The organism is Micromonospora sp. WMMD735 (assembly GCF_049178995.1).
GTDB classification, from domain to species: domain Bacteria; phylum Actinomycetota; class Actinomycetes; order Mycobacteriales; family Micromonosporaceae; genus Micromonospora; species Micromonospora wenchangensis.
In genome coordinates, this window is sequence record NZ_JBMHMJ010000002.1 from 6,886,058 (window position 1) to 6,902,396 (window position 16,339).

General features: G+C 72.1%; 13 protein-coding genes. 7 read left to right on the forward strand and 6 right to left on the reverse strand.

The features are described from left to right. Position 1: 1 nt before the first annotated feature. The 3 genes from ACN268_RS30225 to ACN268_RS30235 all read left to right on the forward strand — a co-directional run bounded on the left by ACN268_RS30225 (position 2) and on the right by ACN268_RS30235 (position 3,413). A complete protein-coding gene (locus ACN268_RS30225; protein ID WP_421486433.1) occupies positions 2-844 on the forward strand; it encodes a carbohydrate ABC transporter permease in 843 nt (280 codons plus the stop codon). After that, complete coding sequence (locus ACN268_RS30230) at positions 841-2,274, forward strand: GH1 family beta-glucosidase (RefSeq protein WP_421486434.1); 1,434 nt, start codon at positions 841-843, stop codon at positions 2,272-2,274. Before ACN268_RS30225 ends, ACN268_RS30230 begins: the two co-directional genes overlap by 4 nt. A gap of 92 nt (positions 2,275-2,366) precedes the next feature. Continuing rightward, complete coding sequence (locus ACN268_RS30235) at positions 2,367-3,413, forward strand: LacI family DNA-binding transcriptional regulator (RefSeq protein WP_088645450.1); 1,047 nt, start codon at positions 2,367-2,369, stop codon at positions 3,411-3,413. Between the two features lie 79 nt (positions 3,414-3,492). On the opposite strand, the gene ACN268_RS30240 is transcribed toward ACN268_RS30235, so the two are convergent. Together ACN268_RS30240 and ACN268_RS30245 are read right to left on the reverse strand one after the other, a co-directional pair. Further along, on the reverse strand, positions 3,493-4,704 hold the full coding sequence (locus ACN268_RS30240) for an acyl-CoA dehydrogenase family protein (protein WP_421486435.1): 1,212 nt from the start codon (positions 4,702-4,704) through the stop codon (positions 3,493-3,495). Further along, positions 4,704-5,792, reverse strand: a complete 1,089-nt coding sequence (locus ACN268_RS30245; protein ID WP_421486437.1) for a phosphotransferase family protein — start codon at positions 5,790-5,792, stop codon at positions 4,704-4,706. Before ACN268_RS30245 ends, ACN268_RS30240 begins: the two co-directional genes overlap by 1 nt. A 152-nt stretch (positions 5,793-5,944) precedes the next feature. Between ACN268_RS30245 and ACN268_RS30250 the strand changes: the two genes are divergently transcribed. Further along, complete coding sequence (locus ACN268_RS30250; protein WP_282272364.1) at positions 5,945-6,646, forward strand: amino acid-binding protein; 702 nt, start codon at positions 5,945-5,947, stop codon at positions 6,644-6,646. 89 nt (positions 6,647-6,735) lie between these two features. Then, positions 6,736-7,860 carry a GNAT family N-acetyltransferase gene (locus ACN268_RS30255; protein ID WP_421486439.1) on the forward strand — a complete coding sequence of 375 codons (1,125 nt, stop codon included), beginning with the start codon at positions 6,736-6,738 and terminating at the stop codon, positions 7,858-7,860. A 244-nt stretch (positions 7,861-8,104) separates the two neighbouring features. Here ACN268_RS30255 and ACN268_RS30260 read toward each other — a convergent pair whose 3' ends face one another. Next, the gene (locus tag ACN268_RS30260; protein ID WP_421486440.1) at positions 8,105-8,509 is read right to left on the reverse strand and encodes a VOC family protein; all 405 of its coding nucleotides are present in this window, start codon (positions 8,507-8,509) and stop codon (positions 8,105-8,107) included. Between the two features lie 240 nt (positions 8,510-8,749). Between ACN268_RS30260 and ACN268_RS30265 the strand changes: the two genes are divergently transcribed. Both ACN268_RS30265 and ACN268_RS30270 read left to right on the forward strand, forming a co-directional pair. Beyond that, entirely contained in the window at positions 8,750-11,713 is a 2,964-nt protein-coding gene (locus tag ACN268_RS30265) for a glycoside hydrolase family 9 protein (RefSeq protein ID WP_421486442.1), read from the forward strand. A gap of 210 nt (positions 11,714-11,923) precedes the next feature. Then, complete coding sequence (locus ACN268_RS30270; RefSeq protein WP_421486443.1) at positions 11,924-14,398, forward strand: non-reducing end alpha-L-arabinofuranosidase family hydrolase; 2,475 nt, start codon at positions 11,924-11,926, stop codon at positions 14,396-14,398. Positions 14,399-14,469: 71 nt separating this feature from the next. Here the strand turns inward: ACN268_RS30270 and ACN268_RS30275 are convergent, their stop codons facing one another. Genes ACN268_RS30275 through bioB form a run of 3 tightly spaced genes read right to left on the reverse strand, consistent with a single transcriptional unit; the run spans position 14,470 to position 16,228 of the window. Continuing rightward, a complete protein-coding gene (locus ACN268_RS30275) occupies positions 14,470-14,976 on the reverse strand; it encodes a GNAT family N-acetyltransferase (protein ID WP_421486445.1) in 507 nt (168 codons plus the stop codon). 3 nt (positions 14,977-14,979) lie between these two features. Continuing rightward, complete coding sequence (locus ACN268_RS30280; RefSeq protein WP_421487033.1) at positions 14,980-15,225, reverse strand: hypothetical protein; 246 nt, start codon at positions 15,223-15,225, stop codon at positions 14,980-14,982. A gap of 7 nt (positions 15,226-15,232) precedes the next feature. Further along, a complete protein-coding gene (gene bioB / locus ACN268_RS30285; protein WP_088645442.1) occupies positions 15,233-16,228 on the reverse strand; it encodes a biotin synthase BioB in 996 nt (331 codons plus the stop codon). Positions 16,229-16,339 lie beyond the last annotated feature (111 nt).

The following is a 16,339-nucleotide window of genomic DNA, read 5'->3' on the forward strand; positions in this document are numbered from 1 at the left end:
CGTGAACAAGGCATCCCAGCGCCTCTGGCGCACCAGTCCGCTGCTCTACATCGCGCTCGTCGTCGCGGTGCTCTTCTCGGTCTACCCGTTCTACTACATGGTGGTCATCGCCACCCGTAGCCTCGACCAGATCAACGACGTGCCGCCGCCGTTCACCCCGGCCGGCGATTTCGGCGCGAACTTCGGCCGGGTGCTCGACAACGACGCGGCGAACTTCCTCACCGGCCTGCTCAACTCGGTGATCGTCTCCGCGGTGGTGACCGTCTCGGTGGTGATCACCGGGTCGCTGGCCGGCTTCGCCTTCGCCAAGCTGCGGTTCCGGGGTCGCAACGCCCTGCTGCTGACGATCATCGTGACCATGATGATCCCGACCCAGCTCGGTCTGATCCCGCTCTGGGGCATGATCCAGGACCTCGGCTGGTACGACACCCTCTACGCGGTGACCGTGCCCTTCCTGGTCAGCGCCTTCGGCGTGTTCATGATGCGGCAGTACGCCATCCAGGCCATCTCCGACGAGCTGATCGAGGCGGGTCGGGTCGACGGCGCCAGCACCTTCCGGATCTTCTGGAACATCGTGCTGCCGGCGTTGCGCCCCGCCGCCGCCGTGCTCGGCCTGCTCACCTTCATGGAGACCTGGAACTCCTACCTCTGGCCGTACGCCGTGCTCACCCCCGAGAACCCGACCCTGCAGGTGTCGTTGGCGTTCCTGTCCTACGCCTACTACACCGACTACTCGCAGGTGTTCGCCGCGACCGCCATCGGCACCGTGCCGTTGGTGATCGTGTTCATCGTGTTCGGCCGCCAGATCATCGGCGGCATCATGGAAGGCGCCGTCAAGTCGTGAGCAACCCGACCCACCCGCCCGCCGTCGGCGTACTCGACCAGGGGCCGGAACTGACCTTCCCGCCCGGCTTCCTGTGGGGCGCGGCGACCGCCGCGTACCAGATCGAGGGGGCCGCCGCCGAGGGCGGCCGGACCCCGTCGATCTGGGACACGTTCAGTCACACCGAAGGGCGGGTGGTCTCCGGGCACACCGGGGACGTGGCCTGCGACCACTACCACCGGATGCCCGACGACGTCCGGTTGATGGCCGAGCTGGGCCTGAAGTCGTACCGGTTCTCGGTCTCCTGGCCGCGGGTGCAGCCCGGCGGCACCGGCGGCGTCAACCAGGAGGGCCTGGACTTCTACCGGCGGCTGGTCGACGAGCTGCTGGCCAACGGCATCGAGCCGTGGCTCACCCTCTACCACTGGGACCTGCCCCAGCCGCTGGAGGACGCGGGCGGCTGGCCGGCCCGGGACACCGCCGGTCGGTTCGCCGACTACGCGTCCCTGGTCGCGGACGCCGTCGGCGACCGGGTGAAGTACTGGACCACGCTCAACGAGCCGTGGTGCTCGGCGTTCCTCGGCTACGGCTCCGGGGCGCACGCCCCCGGGCGGTCCGACGGGGCGGACTCGGTCCGGGCCGGGCACCACCTCATGCTCGGTCACGGGCTCGCCGTGCAGGCCCTGCGGGCGAAGCTGCCGCAGGCCCAGCTCGGCGTCACGGTCAACCTCTACCCGGTGACCCCGGCCAGCGACGCCCCGGGCGACGTCGACGCCGCCCGCCGGATCGACGGGTTGGCCAACCGGTTCTTCCTCGACCCGCTGCTGCGCGGGTCGTACCCGGCGGACCTGACCGCCGACCTGGCTGAGGTGACCGATTTCGGACACGTCCGCGACGGCGACCTGGAGATCATCTCCACTCCGCTGGACCTGGTCGGGATCAACTACTACAGCCGGCACGTGGTGGCCGCGCCGGTCGCCGGCGAGGAGCCGGAGAAGTACTGGCGGGCGCCGTCCTGCTGGCCGGGCAGCGAGGACGTGCGGTTCGTCACCCGGGGTGTCCCGGTCACCGACATGGACTGGGAGATCGACGCCCCGGGCCTGGTGGAGACGCTGCGGCGGGTCCACGAGGAGTACACCGACCTGCCGCTCTACGTCACCGAGAACGGCTCGGCGTTCGTCGACACCGTGCAGGACGGTCGGGTCGACGACGTCGACCGGTTGGCCTACTTCGACGCCCACCTGCGTGCCTCGCACGAGGCGATCGCGGCCGGGGTGCCCCTGCGGGGCTACTTCGCGTGGTCGCTGATGGATAATTTCGAGTGGGCCTGGGGTTACACCAAGCGCTTCGGGATGATCTGGATCGACTACGACACCCAGGCCCGTATCCCCAAGTCCAGCGCCAGGTGGTACGCCGAGGTGATCCGACGCAACGGTCTGGCCGCACAATAGGCAGAGGCCAGCCAGCATTCCGGACGGCCCCGCCGCGCCGCCCGCCCCCGGGGGCGGACGGCGGGGACCGTCCGACGTCGGAGGAGCAGACGATGACAACGCAACGCACCCGGTCACTCGGGCGCCCGACCCTCGACGCGGTCGCCGCCCGCGCGGGTGTCGGGCGGGGCACGGTCTCCCGGGTGGTCAACGGCTCACCCCAGGTCAGCCCGGAGGCCCGGGCCGCCGTCCAACAGGCCATCGCCGAACTGGGGTACGTCCCGAACCGGGCGGCACGGGCACTGGTCACCCAGCGGACCGACTCGGTGGCCCTGGTGGTCTCCGAGTCGGGGGAGCGGGTCTTCACCGAGCCGTTCTTCGCCGGCATCGTCCGGGGCGTCAGCTCCGGCCTGCTGGAGACGCCGCTGCAACTCTGGCTCGCCATGGTGCAGTCCCCGATCGAACGGGAACGGGTCGAGAACCACCTGACCAACCAGCACGTCGACGGGGTCCTGCTGCTGTCGCTGCACGACTCGGACCCGCTGCCCACCCTGCTGGAGGAGCGCGACCTGCCCACCGTGCTCGGCGGTCGGCCTGCCCGGATGCTGCGCCCGGGTGCGCGGCCGTCCTGGTTCGTCGACGTCGACAACGTCGGTGGCGCCCGCAACGCGGTGCAGCACCTGGCCCGGCAGGGCCGCCGCCGGATCGCCACCATCGCCGGCCCGCAGGACATGGGCGCCGGCCTCGCCCGCCTGGTCGGCTACCGAGAGGCGGTGGAGTCCACCGTCGGGATGCTCGACCCCCGCATGATCGCCTACGGGGACTTCAGCGAGGGCAGCGGCGCGGCGTGCATGCGGCGGCTGCTGGAGGCCTGCCCCGAGCTGGACGCGGTCTTCGTCGCCTCCGACCTGATGGCGTTCGGCGCGCTGCGGACGTTGCGCGAGTCGGGCCGACGGGTGCCCGAGGACGTGGCGATCATCGGGTTCGACGACTCGCCTGTCGCCCAGCAGGCCGATCCGCCGCTGACCACGGTCTTCCAGCCGGTGGAGGAGATGGGCCGGCAGATGGCCCGGCTGCTGGTGGCCCGCATCCGGGGCGACGAGATCCCCACCCCGCACATCCTGCTGGACACCGAACTCATCCAGCGTGCCTCCACCTGAAACGCTTCGACAGCTCCGACCTCCACCTCCGGGTGGCCTGACGCGCCGGTGACGTCGGTTCGGGCCAGCGGCTCCGGCCTCAGGACCAGCGGCGCAGTTCCCGCTTGGCCAGGGACGCGCGGTGCACCTCGTCCGGGCCGTCGGCGAGCCGCAGGGTGCGGGCCTGGGCCCAGAGCCCGGCGAGCGGGGTGTCCTGACTGACCCCGGCACCGCCGTACCCCTGGATCGCCTTGTCGATCACCCACTCGGCCATCGCCGGCGTAGCGATCTTGATGGCCTGGATCTCGGTGTGCGCGCCCTTGTTGCCGACGGTGTCCATCAGCCAGGCGGTCTTGAGCACCAGCAGCCGGGCCTGCTCGATCCGTACCCGGGACTCGGCGATCCACTCCCGGACCACGCCCTGCTCGGCGAGCGGCCGACCGAACGCGATCCGCTCGTTGGCCCGCCGGCAGAGCAGCTCCAGGGCCCGCTCGGCCATCCCGACCAGGCGCATGCAGTGGTGGATGCGGCCCGGCCCGAGCCGGGCCTGGGCGATGGCGAACCCGCCCCCCTCGGTGCCGACCAGGTTCTCCGCCGGCACCCGGACGTCGACGAAGTCGATCTCGGCGTGCCCGCCGTGCGGGGCGTCGGTGTAGCCGAAGACCGTCATGCCCCGGCGGACGTGCACGCCCGGGGTGTCCCGGGGCACCAGCACCATGCTCTGCTGGCGGTGCCGGTCGGCGTCCGGGTCGGTCTTGCCCATCACGATGAACAGCTCGCACCGGGGGTCCATCGCCCCGGACGACCACCACTTGCGCCCGTTGACCACGTAGTGGTCGCCGTCGCGGACGATCCGGGTGGCGATGTTGGTGGCGTCGGAGGAGGCCACCTCGGGCTCGGTCATGCAGAACGCCGAGCGGATCTCGCCGGCCAGCAGCGGCGCGAGCCACCTGTCGCGCTGCGCGCCGGTGCCGAACTCGGCGAGCAGCTCCATGTTGCCGGTGTCCGGGGCGGCGCAGTTGACCGCCTCGGGGGCCAGGTGCGGGCTGCGCCCGGTCAACTCGGCGAGCGGGGCGTACTGGAGGTTCGTCAGCCCGGCGCCGTAGCGCGGATCGGGCAGGAAGAGGTTCCACAGGCCGCGCCGTCGCGCCTCGACCTTCAGCTCGTCGAGCACCGGGGACCGCGACCACGGGTCACCCGCCGCGGCGACCTGCGCGGCGTGCACCGCCTCGGCCGGCAGGACGCACTCGTCGAGGAACGCGCCGAGCCGCTCCCGCAGCTCGACGGTACGGGCGTCGTAGCCGAAGTCCATCAGTTCCCCCTGACCGCGTGCAGACCGTGCTCCACCAGGGGCGTCACCATGTCGCCGATCCGGTCGAACCCACCGCCGAGGGTCTGCCCCAGGGTGTGCCGGTAGTGGATGCCCTCGCAGATCACCGCGAGCTTGAAACAGCCGAGGGCCAGGTGCCAGTGCAGCGGCCCCACGTCGACGCCGCTGCGGCCGGCGTACCGGGCGATCAGCTCGTCGCCGGTGGGGAAGCCGGCGCGCGGGCCGAGCCCGTCGGCGACCGGGTTGCCCTCGGCGAGGTCGCTGTCGCCGAGCACGTCCCAGTACGTCAGCAGCAGCCCGAGGTCGGCCAGCGGGTCGCCCAGGGTCGCCATCTCCCAGTCCAGCACCGCCCGGACCGACACCGGGTCGACCGTGGTGAGCAGGTTGTCCAGCCGGTAGTCGCCGTGCACGATCCGGCCGGCGTTCACCCCCTCGGGCACCGAGGCGGCCAGCGCGTCGCGCAGCTCGTCCACCCCGGGCAGCTCCCGGCTGCGGGACCGGTCGAGCTGGCCGGCCCAGCGTCGTACCTGCCGGCCGAGGTAGCCCTCCGGACGGCCGAAGTCGGCCAGCCCGACCTCGGCCGGGTCGACGGTGTGCAGGGCGGCGAGGGTGTCCATCATCGCCCAGGCCAGGTCGCGGCGTTGCCCGTCGGTGAGCGGGTCGGTCTGGGCCCGGGTGCGCAGCACCTCGCCCGGCACCCGGTGCATCAGGTAGAAGGGTGCCCCGATCACCGCCGGGTCGACACAGAGCAGCACCACCCCGGGCACCGGCACGGCGGTCGGCGCGAGCGCGGCGATCACCCGGTGCTCGCGGGCCATGTCGTGCGCGGTGGCCAGCACGTGCCCCAGCGGCGGGCGGCGCAGCACCAGCTCGTGCCCGCCGCAGTGCAGCAGGTAGGTCAGGTTGGACTTGCCGCCGGCGATCAGGCTGGCCCGCAGCGGCCCGCCGGCCGCCAGCTCCGGCCGGTGCGTGGCCAGCCATCCGGTCAACCGGTCGAGATCCAGCCCGGGGGGCGTCGGGCCGCCGGGGGAGCCGCCGTCGTGGGACGCGTCGACGGCCGGCTCGGTCATCCGCATAGTTGATGGCAGGTCAGCCGGGTTGTCAAGGTCAGCGATTTTCCGCCCGGGACATGCCACGGCAACAGGGGCGAAATGGTCAACCGGCAGGCTGGGGACCAGCCTGCCGGCCGTGTGCGGTCGGCCCGCCGAGCGGAGGGACAGACATGTTGCTGAGAGTTCGGGTGACCCTGCCGGACCGACCCGGGACACTCGGCCAGGTGGCCCGCACGCTCGGCGTCTCCGGGGCGGACATCGTCCAGGTCGTGGTGCTGGAACGGCTCGGCGGCCGGGCGGTGGACGACTTCACCGTGGTCTGGCCCGGTGCCGCCCGGGTCGAGGGGCTGCTCGCGGGGCTGGCCGCCATCCCCGGGGTGCGCGTCGACGGGGTGTGGCGGGCGATCGGCGCACCGACCACCACCGGTCAGGACGCCGAACTGCTCGCCCAGGTGGCGGCGAACCCCACCGACGGGGTGGCCACCCTGGTCGACGCGGTGCCGGGGCTGCTCGCCGCGGACTGGGCGGTGGCGGCCGTCGTGCCGGTGGACTGGGCCTCGCGGGCCGGTGCGGGGACGGCGACCGTCGGGCACGCCAGCTGGCGCGCGCCCGAGCCGCCCCGGCTGCCCGAGGTGACCCCGCTGCGGGCCCGCACCCTGACCATGGCCGACGGCACGCACTACGCGATCGCGCCGTTCGGCCGGGCCGGGCTGGTGCTGGTGGTCGCCCGGGACCACACCGAGCCGCTGACCGCCGCCGGGTTCCACGCCACCGAGGTGGACCGGCTCGCCCAGCTCGTCCGGGCCAGCGCGGTGATCCTCGGCGACCGGCTCGACCTGGTCGGCCCGCGGTCGGTGACCACCGTCACCTGACCTGGGCGGACGGTTGCCGGTGCGACACCGCCGGGCAACGCCACGGCAACAGGCCGCGGGCAGGCTTCGTGCTGGGGAAGGGAGTGGACATGGCGCTGTGGCGGGTTCGCGCGACCGTGGACGACCGGCCGGGATACCTGTCGGTCCTCACCGCGAGTCTCGCGTTGCGGGGGGTCAACATCCTCACCGTGCAGGTGCACACCACCGAGGTCGGCGCGGTGGACGACTTCCTCGTCGACGCGCCGGACACCCTCGACGAGGCGGATCTGATCGCCGCCGTCGAGCGGGGCCGGGGCCGGGACTGCTGGGTCGCCCGCAGCGAGGCGCGGGGCCTGGCCGACCAGCCGACCCGGGTGCTCGGGCTGGCCACCCGGCTGGTCGGTGACCCGGAACTGGCGGGTGAGGTGCTCCGGGCCACGCTCGGCGCGGACGACGTGACCTGGCGGCCGACGGCCGCCGCCGGGCACGACGCGGTGGGCACCACGACCATGCTGCTGACCGACCCGGCCGGCGGCTCGTACGAACTGCGCCGGCAGGCGCCCAGCTTCACCCCGGCCGAGTACGCGCGGGCGCAGGCGCTCGTCGAGCTGGCGGCGGCGGTGGCCCGGCGGGAGGCCGACCGGGTGGTCCTGGTGCTGCCCGACGGGGCGGAGCTGACCGTCCGGCCGGCGACCGCCGACGACCTGGCGGGCGTGGTCGACCTGCACGAGCGCTGCTCGGCGCAGAGCCGACAGCGGCGCTACCTGAGCGGGGCGGCGCTGCCCTCGCCGGCCCGGCTGCGCCGGTTGCTGGAACCCGCCCGGGGGCTGACCCTGGTGGCCACGACGACCGGCTCCGGCGGGGCGGCGGAGTCGGTCGTCGCGCTGGCCAACCTGCTCGTCGAGGGCGACGAGGCGGAGGCGGCGCTGCTGGTCCGCGACGACTGGCAGCGGCGGGGGCTGGGCACCGGGCTGCTGCGCCGGCTGATCGCCCACGCCGAGCGGGCCGGGTTCGCGGCGCTGGTCCTGCACACGCAGGCGGAGAACACGCCGATGGTGCGTACGGTGGCCCGGCTGGGCCGGTCCGCGCCGATCGAGCGGGACGGCAGCCTGCTCACCGTGACCGTCGCGCTGTCCGCCCGGGTGGGCGACGGCCCGGTCGCGGACGGGACCGGTCGGCCCGGTGCGGCCGTGATCGGTCCCCGGCGGACGAGCGCGACCGGCGGGGTCTGCTGACCACCGGGCACCGCTCATCGAGACGACCCGTGTGGCACCGGGCGGGGGCTTCCTTCCGGTGCGTGGCCGAACTCCGATGCGGAGAACGGTGTACAGGCAGGGCCCCCGGTGCGGGGGCCCTGCCCATGTCCGGACTGGTTCTGGGCAGCCCGTCGGGGCCTGCTGTGCCCCGGGTGCCCCGGAGCCGCCGCCTGTCGGTCCGGTGGGCGTGCGGTTGGTGGGTGCACGGTCGGTGGGGTGGCGGTCAGCCGAAGAAGACGCCGGCCCGGCGGTGCCCGGAGACGCAGAACCGGTTGCCCTCGGTGTCGGCGAGGACGACGTACGGCAGCTGGCCGGGCTCCGGCTCGGTGGGGTAGTGCGGCCAGTCGACCCGTTCGGCGCCCAGAGCGCACAGCCGGTCGACCTCGTCGTCGAGATCCCGGTCGCCCGCGTGCAGGTCGAGGTGGATGCGGGGGAAATCCGACACCGGGCTGACGCTGACGTCCATCGCCAGCGGCACCCCGGCGGCGTCGGGTGGCGGTTCCAGCACGATCCACCCGTCCCCCGGGTAGCGGGGTGGCCGGCGGACGTAGCCGAGGGCCCCGGCCCAGAACCGGCCGGCGCGACGGTCGTCGGTCACCCCCAGTGACACCTGTTCGATCATCGACATCGATCCAGGCTAGTCCGGTCGCGGTGGTGGTGCCCGGGGAGCTTCCGCCGGTGTCGTCGGGGTTGGCCTCTTCACAAACCGATGACCGAACGATTACATTGGCGCACATCCATGGGAGCGCTCCCGCGACTCCCTCGGTCCTCTCACCACCACCCGCCTCCGACGACGCCCACCACCCGCGACGCCCCCGTCCCCGCGTCCGGTGGGCGTCGTCGGAGGCACCACCGACAGGAGTTCCGCATGCAGCACCCGAACCGGCCCGGCCGGTCGGGCGCGGGCCGGCCCCGGCTCCGCCGCCTGCTCGCCGCCGGTGCCGCCCTGGCCAGCGGTCTGACTCTCGCCATCAGCGCGCTCCCGCTCACCGCCGGGGCCGCCCCCACCGCTGCCGGGCGTGCCGAGGCCGCCGGCACCGGCATGTTCAACTACCCCGAGGCGCTGCAGAAGTCGCTGCTGTTCTACGAGGCGCAGCAGTCGGGCAAGAAGCCGTCCTGGAACCGGGTCTCCTGGCGGGGCGACTCCGCGCTCACCGACGGGGCGGACGTCGGCGTGGACCTCACCGGCGGCTGGTACGACGCCGGTGACCACGTGAAGTTCGGCTTCCCGATGGCGTTCAGCGCCACCATGCTCGCCTGGGGCGCGGTCGAGTACCGCGACGGGTACGTCGCCTCGGGCCAGCTCACCCCGCTGCTGAACAACCTGCGCTTCGTCAACGACTACTTCATCAAGGCGCACCCCTCGGCCAACGTGCTCTACGGGCAGGTCGGCAAGGGCGACGACGACCACAAGTGGTGGGGCCCGGCCGAGGTGCTGCCGATGGCGCGGCCCGCGTACAAGATCGATGCGAGCTGTGGCGGCGCGGATCTGGCGGGGGAGACGGCGGCGGCGATGGCCGCGTCGTCGATGGTGTTCCGGCCCACCGACGCCGCCTACGCCGACAAGCTGCTCACCCACGCCAAGCAGCTCTACACGTTCGCCGACACGGTGCGCAAGAGCTACCACGAGTGCATCACCGACGCGACGAGCTTCTACAAGTCGTGGAGCGGATACCAGGACGAACTGGTCTGGGGCGCGATCTGGCTGCACCGGGCCACCGGTGACGCGAGCTACCTGGCCAAGGCCGAGAGCGAGTACGACAAGCTCGGCACCGAGCCGCAGTCCACCACCCGGTCCTACAAGTGGACGATCGCCTGGGACAACAAGCAGTTCGGGGCGTACGTGCTGCTGGCCAACCTGACCGGCAAGCAGAAGTACGTCGACGACGCCAACCGGTGGCTCGACTACTGGACGGTCGGCGTCAACGGCCAGAAGGTGCCGTACTCGCCGGGTGGGATGGCCGTCCTCGACTCCTGGGGCGCGCTGCGGTACGCCGCCAACACCAGCTTCGCGGCGCTGGTCTACAGCGACAAGACCACCGACGCCACCCGCAAGGCCCGGTTCCACGACTTCGCCGTCCGGCAGATCAACTACGCGCTCGGCGACAACCCGCGCAAGTCCAGCTACGTGATCGGGTTCGGCAGCAACGCGCCGAAGAACCCGCACCACCGCACCGCCCACGGCTCCTGGTGGGACAGCCAGACCGTGCCGGTGGAGACCCGGCACGTGCTCTACGGCGCGCTGGTCGGCGGCCCGTCGGCGGCCAACGACGCCTACACCGACAGCCGGTCGGACTACGTGATGAACGAGGTCGCCACCGACTACAACGCCGGTTTCACCTCCGCCCTGGCCCGGCTCTCCCAGGAGTACGGCGGCGCCCCGCTCGCCAACTTCCCCACCGCCGAGCAGCCGGACATCCCCGAGCTGACCGTGGAGACCACGGTGATGCAGGCCGAGCCCCGGGCCACCGGGCTCAAGGCGATCATCTACAACAAGTCGGCGTTCCCGGCGCGGGCGCTGACCAACGGGAAGTTCCGCTACTACTTCCGCCCCGAGGGCAGCACCGCCGTGCAGGTCACCCCCGGCTACACCCAGGGCTGCCCGTCGCCGTCCACCGCCAAGCAGCTCTCCGGCGACATCTGGTACGTCGAGGTGGACTGCACCGGTCAGACGATCGCCCCGGCCGGGCAGTCGCAGCACCGGATGGAGGTGCAGTTCAAGATCGGCGTACCGGAGGGCGGCACCTGGGACCCGACCAACGACCCGTCGTACCAGGCCACCGCCGGCCCGAACCCGAAGGTGCCGCTGTACGCCGGGACCACCCGGGTCTGGGGTGACGAGCCGACCTCGACGCCGACGGACACCACCCCGCCCACCGTCCCCGGCACCCCGGTCGTCTCGGCGATCGGCCCCACCTCGGTCACGCTGACCTGGGCCGCGTCCACCGACACCGGCGGCAGCGGCGTGGCGGGCTACGACGTCGTGCGCGAGACGGTCGGCAGCGACGTGATGATGTCGCACCGCACCACCACCAACAGCCTGACCCTGACCAACCTCTCGCCGGCCACCAACTACCGGTTCTCGGTCATGGCCCGCGACGGCGCCGGCAACAGCTCGTTGTGGTCGTCGGCGCTCGCGGTGGCCACCCCGGCGGGCACCGGTCCGGACACCACCGGTCCGACCCCGCCCGGCACCCCGACCGCGTCGAACATCGGCGCGAACGGGGTCACCCTGAGCTGGACGCCGTCCAGCGACACCGTCGGGGTCACCGGTTACCGGGTCTACAAGACGTCCTGGCCGGCCCATCTCGTCGTCGCCACGAGCACCGGCACCACCGTCCAGGTGACCGGGCTGACGCCTGACACCTCGTACGGGTTCTACGTGGTGGCGGTGGACGCGGCCGGCAACCCGTCCACCCCGTCGCCGACGGTCACCGTGCGGACCACCGGGTCGGTGACCCCGCCGCCGACCACGCCGCCGCCGACCACCCCGCCCCCGACCGACCCCGCGTCGTCGTGCAAGGTCGGTTACACCACCAGCGACTGGACCAACGGTTTCACCGCCAGCATCACCGTCACCAACACCGGCACGGCCGCGCTCAACGGCTGGACGCTGGCCTTCACCTTCCCCAGCGCGGGGCAGAAGATCGGCCAGGGCTGGTCGGCGACGTACGCCCAGACCGGTACGGCGGTGACCGCGACCAGCATGACCTACAACGGGGCGTTGGCCCCCGGCGCGTCCACCAGCATCGGGTTCAACGGCACCCACACCGGCAGCAACCCGAAGCCGACGAGCTTCACGCTCAACGGGGCCACCTGCACGGTCTCCTGAGCATCGACGTGACGTGGCCGGCACCGCACCTGCGGTGACCGGCCACGTCACGTCGGACCAGGCCGGGCCAAAAATGTTCCGAAACTTTTCCGAAACACCTTTGTTCCGGCCGGTGCAGGATGGAAACATCGACGGTACTAGATTTAACAACCGAAGACGTCCGGCCGTCCCGTCCCGACGGCCCGGGTGTTGGCCAGCAAGGAGGCCACGATGGCAACGAGTCCATCCGTCCACCACGACGGCGGCCGGCGACGGCGATCCCCCGCCGTCCGGGCGCTGCTCGCCGGCGCGGTCGGCGTCGTGACGGTGGCAGCCGCCGCGGTGATGATGCCGTCGGCGAACGCCGCCGCGAGCACGCTGGGCGCGGCCGCCGCGCAGTCGGGCCGGTACTTCGGCACGGCCATCGCGGCCGGCCGGCTCGGCGACTCGACCTACAGCACGATCGCCGGCCGCGAGTTCAACATGATCACGGCCGAGAACGAGATGAAGCCGGACGCGACGCAGCCCCAGCGGGGCCAGTTCACCTTCAGCTCCGGTGACCAGATCTACAACTGGGCGACCCAGCGCGGCCTGAAGGTCCGTGGGCACACCCTGGCCTGGCACGCGCAGCAGCCGCCGTGGATGCAGAGCCTGAGCGGCAGCAACCTGCGCCAGGCGATGATCGACCACATCAACGGCGTGATGGGCCACTACAAGGGCAAGCTCGCCGCGTGGGACGTGGTCAACGAGGCGTTCAACGAGGACGGCAGCCGCCGGTCGTCGAACCTGCAGGGCACCGGCAACGACTGGATCGAGGTGGCGTTCCGCACCGCGCGGGCCGCCGACCCGTCGGTGAAGCTCTGCTACAACGACTACAACATCGAGAACTGGTCGTACGGCAAGACGCAGGGCGTCTACCGCATGATCCAGGACTTCAAGTCCCGGGGCGTGCCGATCGACTGCGTCGGCCTGCAGACCCACTTCACCGGGGGCAGCTCGCTGCCGAGCAACTTCCAGACCACGCTGTCCAGCTTCGCCGCCCTCGGCGTGGACGTGGCGCTGACCGAGGTCGACGTCACGAACTCCTCCACCACCCAGTACGCCGGGCTGACCCAGGCCTGCCTGAACGTGCCGCGCTGCATCGGCATCACGGTGTGGGGCGTGCGCGACAGCGACTCCTGGCGCTCCAACGAGAACCCGCTGCTGTTCGACGGCGGCGGCAACAAGAAGGCCGCGTACAACTCGGTCCTCAACGCGCTCAACGCGGCGCCGCCGACCTCCGGGCCGACCACGGGCCCGCCCACCACGCCCCCGCCGACCACGACCCCGCCGCCGAGCGGCGGTGCCGGCCGGATCGTCGGCGTGGCGTCGAACCGGTGCATCGACGTGCCGAACTCCACCCAGAACAACGGCACCCGGGTGCAGCTCTACGACTGCAACGGCCAGTCCAACCAGCAGTGGACGTACACCAGCGGCAAGCAGCTGCGGGTCTACGGCACCAAGTGCCTGGACGCGAACGGCGCGGCCACCGCCAACGGCACCGGGATCATCATCTGGGACTGCAACAGCGGGGCCAACCAGCAGTGGAACATCAACTCCAACGGCACCATCAGCGGTGTGCAGTCCGGCCGCTGCCTGGACGTCTGGGGCACCGGCAACGGCCAGCAGGTCCAGCTGTACGACTGCCACGGGCAGACCAACCAGCAGTGGCGCACCGACTTCGGTGGCAGCAACCCGCCCACCACCGCGCCGCCGACCACCCCGCCGCCGACGACCACGCCGCCCCCGGGTGGTGGCTGCGCGCTCCCGTCGACCTACCGGTGGTCCTCGACCGGCGCGCTGACCAGCCCGAAGAACGGCTGGGTCTCGCTGAAGGACTTCACCAACGTCGTCTACAACGGCAAGCACCTGGTCTACGGCTCGTACGTCAACAGCAGCGGCCAGTACAGCTCGATGAACTTCGGCACGTTCACCAACTGGTCGGACATGGCCTCGGCCAGCCAGAACGGCATGAGCCAGGGCACCGTCGCGCCCACCCTGCTGTACTTCGCCCCGAAGAACATCTGGGTGCTGGCGTACCAGTGGGGACCGACCTCGTTCAGCTACAAGACGTCGAGCGACCCGACCAACGCCAACGGCTGGTCCTCGGCGCAGACGCTGTCCACCGCCACCCTCCCGGACGCCCCGTACGGGGTGATCGACCAGACCCTCATCGGTGACGACCAGAACATGTACCTGTTCTTCGCCGGGGACAACGGCAAGATCTACCGGTCGAGCATGCCGCTGGGGAACTTCCCGGGCAGCTTCGGTTCGAGCTACACGACGGTCATGACCGACTCGACCAACAACCTGTTCGAGGGCGTCGAGGTCTACAAGGTGGCGGGCCAGAACCAGTACCTGATGATCGTCGAGGCGATCGGGAGCCAGGGGCAGCGCTACTTCCGGTCGTTCACGTCCAGCAGCCTGGGCGGCTCGTGGACCCCGCAGGCCGCCAGCGAGAGCAACCCCTTCGCCGGCAAGGCCAACAGCGGAGCCACGTGGACCAACGACATCAGCCACGGTGACCTGGTCCGCACCAACCCCGACCAGACCAAGACCGTCGACGCCTGCAACCTGCAGTTGCTCTACCAGGGCAAGGACCCGAACGCGAACACCGACTACAACCTGCTGCCGTGGCGGCCGGGTGTCCTCACCCTCCAGCGCTAGGCGCACCTTCGCACGCTGAACGACCGGGGCGTGCCCGGCACCCGAGGGTGCCGGGCACGCCCCGCCCGGTTTCAGCCGGCCAACTCCTCCGCGAGCAGGTCCATCAGCAGCGCGTCGTGCCAGCGTCCGTCCGCGCCCCGCTCGTAGCGCCGCATCACGCCCACCGGGCGGAACCCCACCTTCGCGTACGCCCGGATCGCCGCCGTGTTCGCCGCCGCCGGGTCGATGGTGAACCGGTGGTGGCCGTACTCGTCGACCAGGTGCCGGACCAGGGTGCGCACCGCGTCCCCGCCCAGCCCGTTGCCGCGTGCCGCCGGGTCCAGGAAGACGTCCAGGCTGGCGTGGCGGTAGTCCGGGTCGGTCTCGGCGTACCACTGGATCGCCCCGACCAGCCGGCCCGCGTGCTCGATCACGTAGACCGTCAGGGCGTCGTCGGCCAGGTCGGCCCGCACCGACGCGGCCAGGTCGTCGCCGCCGCGCCACCAGCGGCGCACCTCCGGGGTGGCCCGGATCGCGGCCAGGGCCGGCACGTCGGCCTCCGTCACCGGGCGCAGTGTCACCGTCCGACCGCGCAGCACGCGTCAGCCCCGCCGCTCGCCGTGCTCGACGCAGACCGCCGCCCAGCCGACCGGCAGCACCTGCACCTTCATCCGCCGTCGGCAGTGCCCGCAGTAGCGCGGGGGTTCCAGCACCCGGGCCGCCGCGCACCCCGGGTGCGGGCCCGCCGTGGCGTCCGCACCACAGCGGTCGCACCAGGTCGCGGCCGACGTCAGCACGGCGGACTCCGCCGTACGACCGTCGGTGGTCGGGTCACCCGCGTCGGTCATCATCACCTCACAGGGTGGCGGAGAGCGCCTTGACCGGCATCTTCAGCTCGTCGAGCAGCTTCAGGTCGTCGGTCGCGGGCCGCCCCAGCGTCGTCAGGTAGTTGCCGACGATCACCGCGTTGATCCCGCCGAGCAGGCCGTCGCGGGTGCCCAGGTCACCGAGGGTGATCTCCCGGCCGCCCGCGTACCGCAGGATGGTGCGCGGCATGGCCAGCCGGAACGCGGCGATGGCCCGCAGCGCGTCCTTACCCTCCACCACCGGCCGGTCGCCCAGCGGCGTGCCCGGACGCGGGTTGAGGAAGTTCAGCGGCACCTCGTGCGGGTCCAGCTCGGCGAGCTGCGCGGCGAACTCGGCGCGCTGCTCCACGGTCTCGCCGAGGCCGAGGATGCCGCCGCAGCAGACCTCCATGCCCGATTCGCGGACCATCCGCAGGGTCTCCCAGCGCTCCTCCCACGAGTGCGTGGTGACCACGTTCGGGAAGTACGAGCGGCAGGTCTCCAGGTTATGGTTGTAGCGGTGCACGCCCATCTCGACTAGGTCGTCGACCTGCTCCTGGCTGAGCATGCCCAGCGACGCGGCGACCTGGATGTCGACCTCCGCGCGGATCGCGGCGACCCCCTCGCGCATCTGCTTCATCAGCCGGTCGTCGGGACCGCGCACGGCGGCCACGATGCAGAACTCGCTCGCCCCGGTCGCCGCCGTCTGCTTCGCCGCCTCGACCAGCGACGGGATGTCCAGCCACACCGACCGGACCGGCGAGGTGAACAGGCCGGACTGCGAGCAGAAGTGGCAGTCCTCCGGGCAGCCGCCGGTCTTCAGCGAGACGATCCCCTCGACCTCGACCTCCGGGCCGCACCAGCGCATCCGCACCTCGTGGGCGAGTTGGAGGGCGGCGGTGAGGTGCTCGTCGGGCAGGGTCAGCACCGCGAGGACACCGGCCTGGTCGAGGCCGACGCCGTCGCCCAGCACCTGGGTCCGGGCCTGGTCGAGGATCTCTGGCATGGCTCGTACCCTACAAGGCCGGTGCGGGCCGGGAAACGCCCGAGCCGACGGCCCCCGGGCCACCCCGGCGGCCCCGCGGGCCGCCCCTCGCGCGGCGTGGCGGGGGCCCGC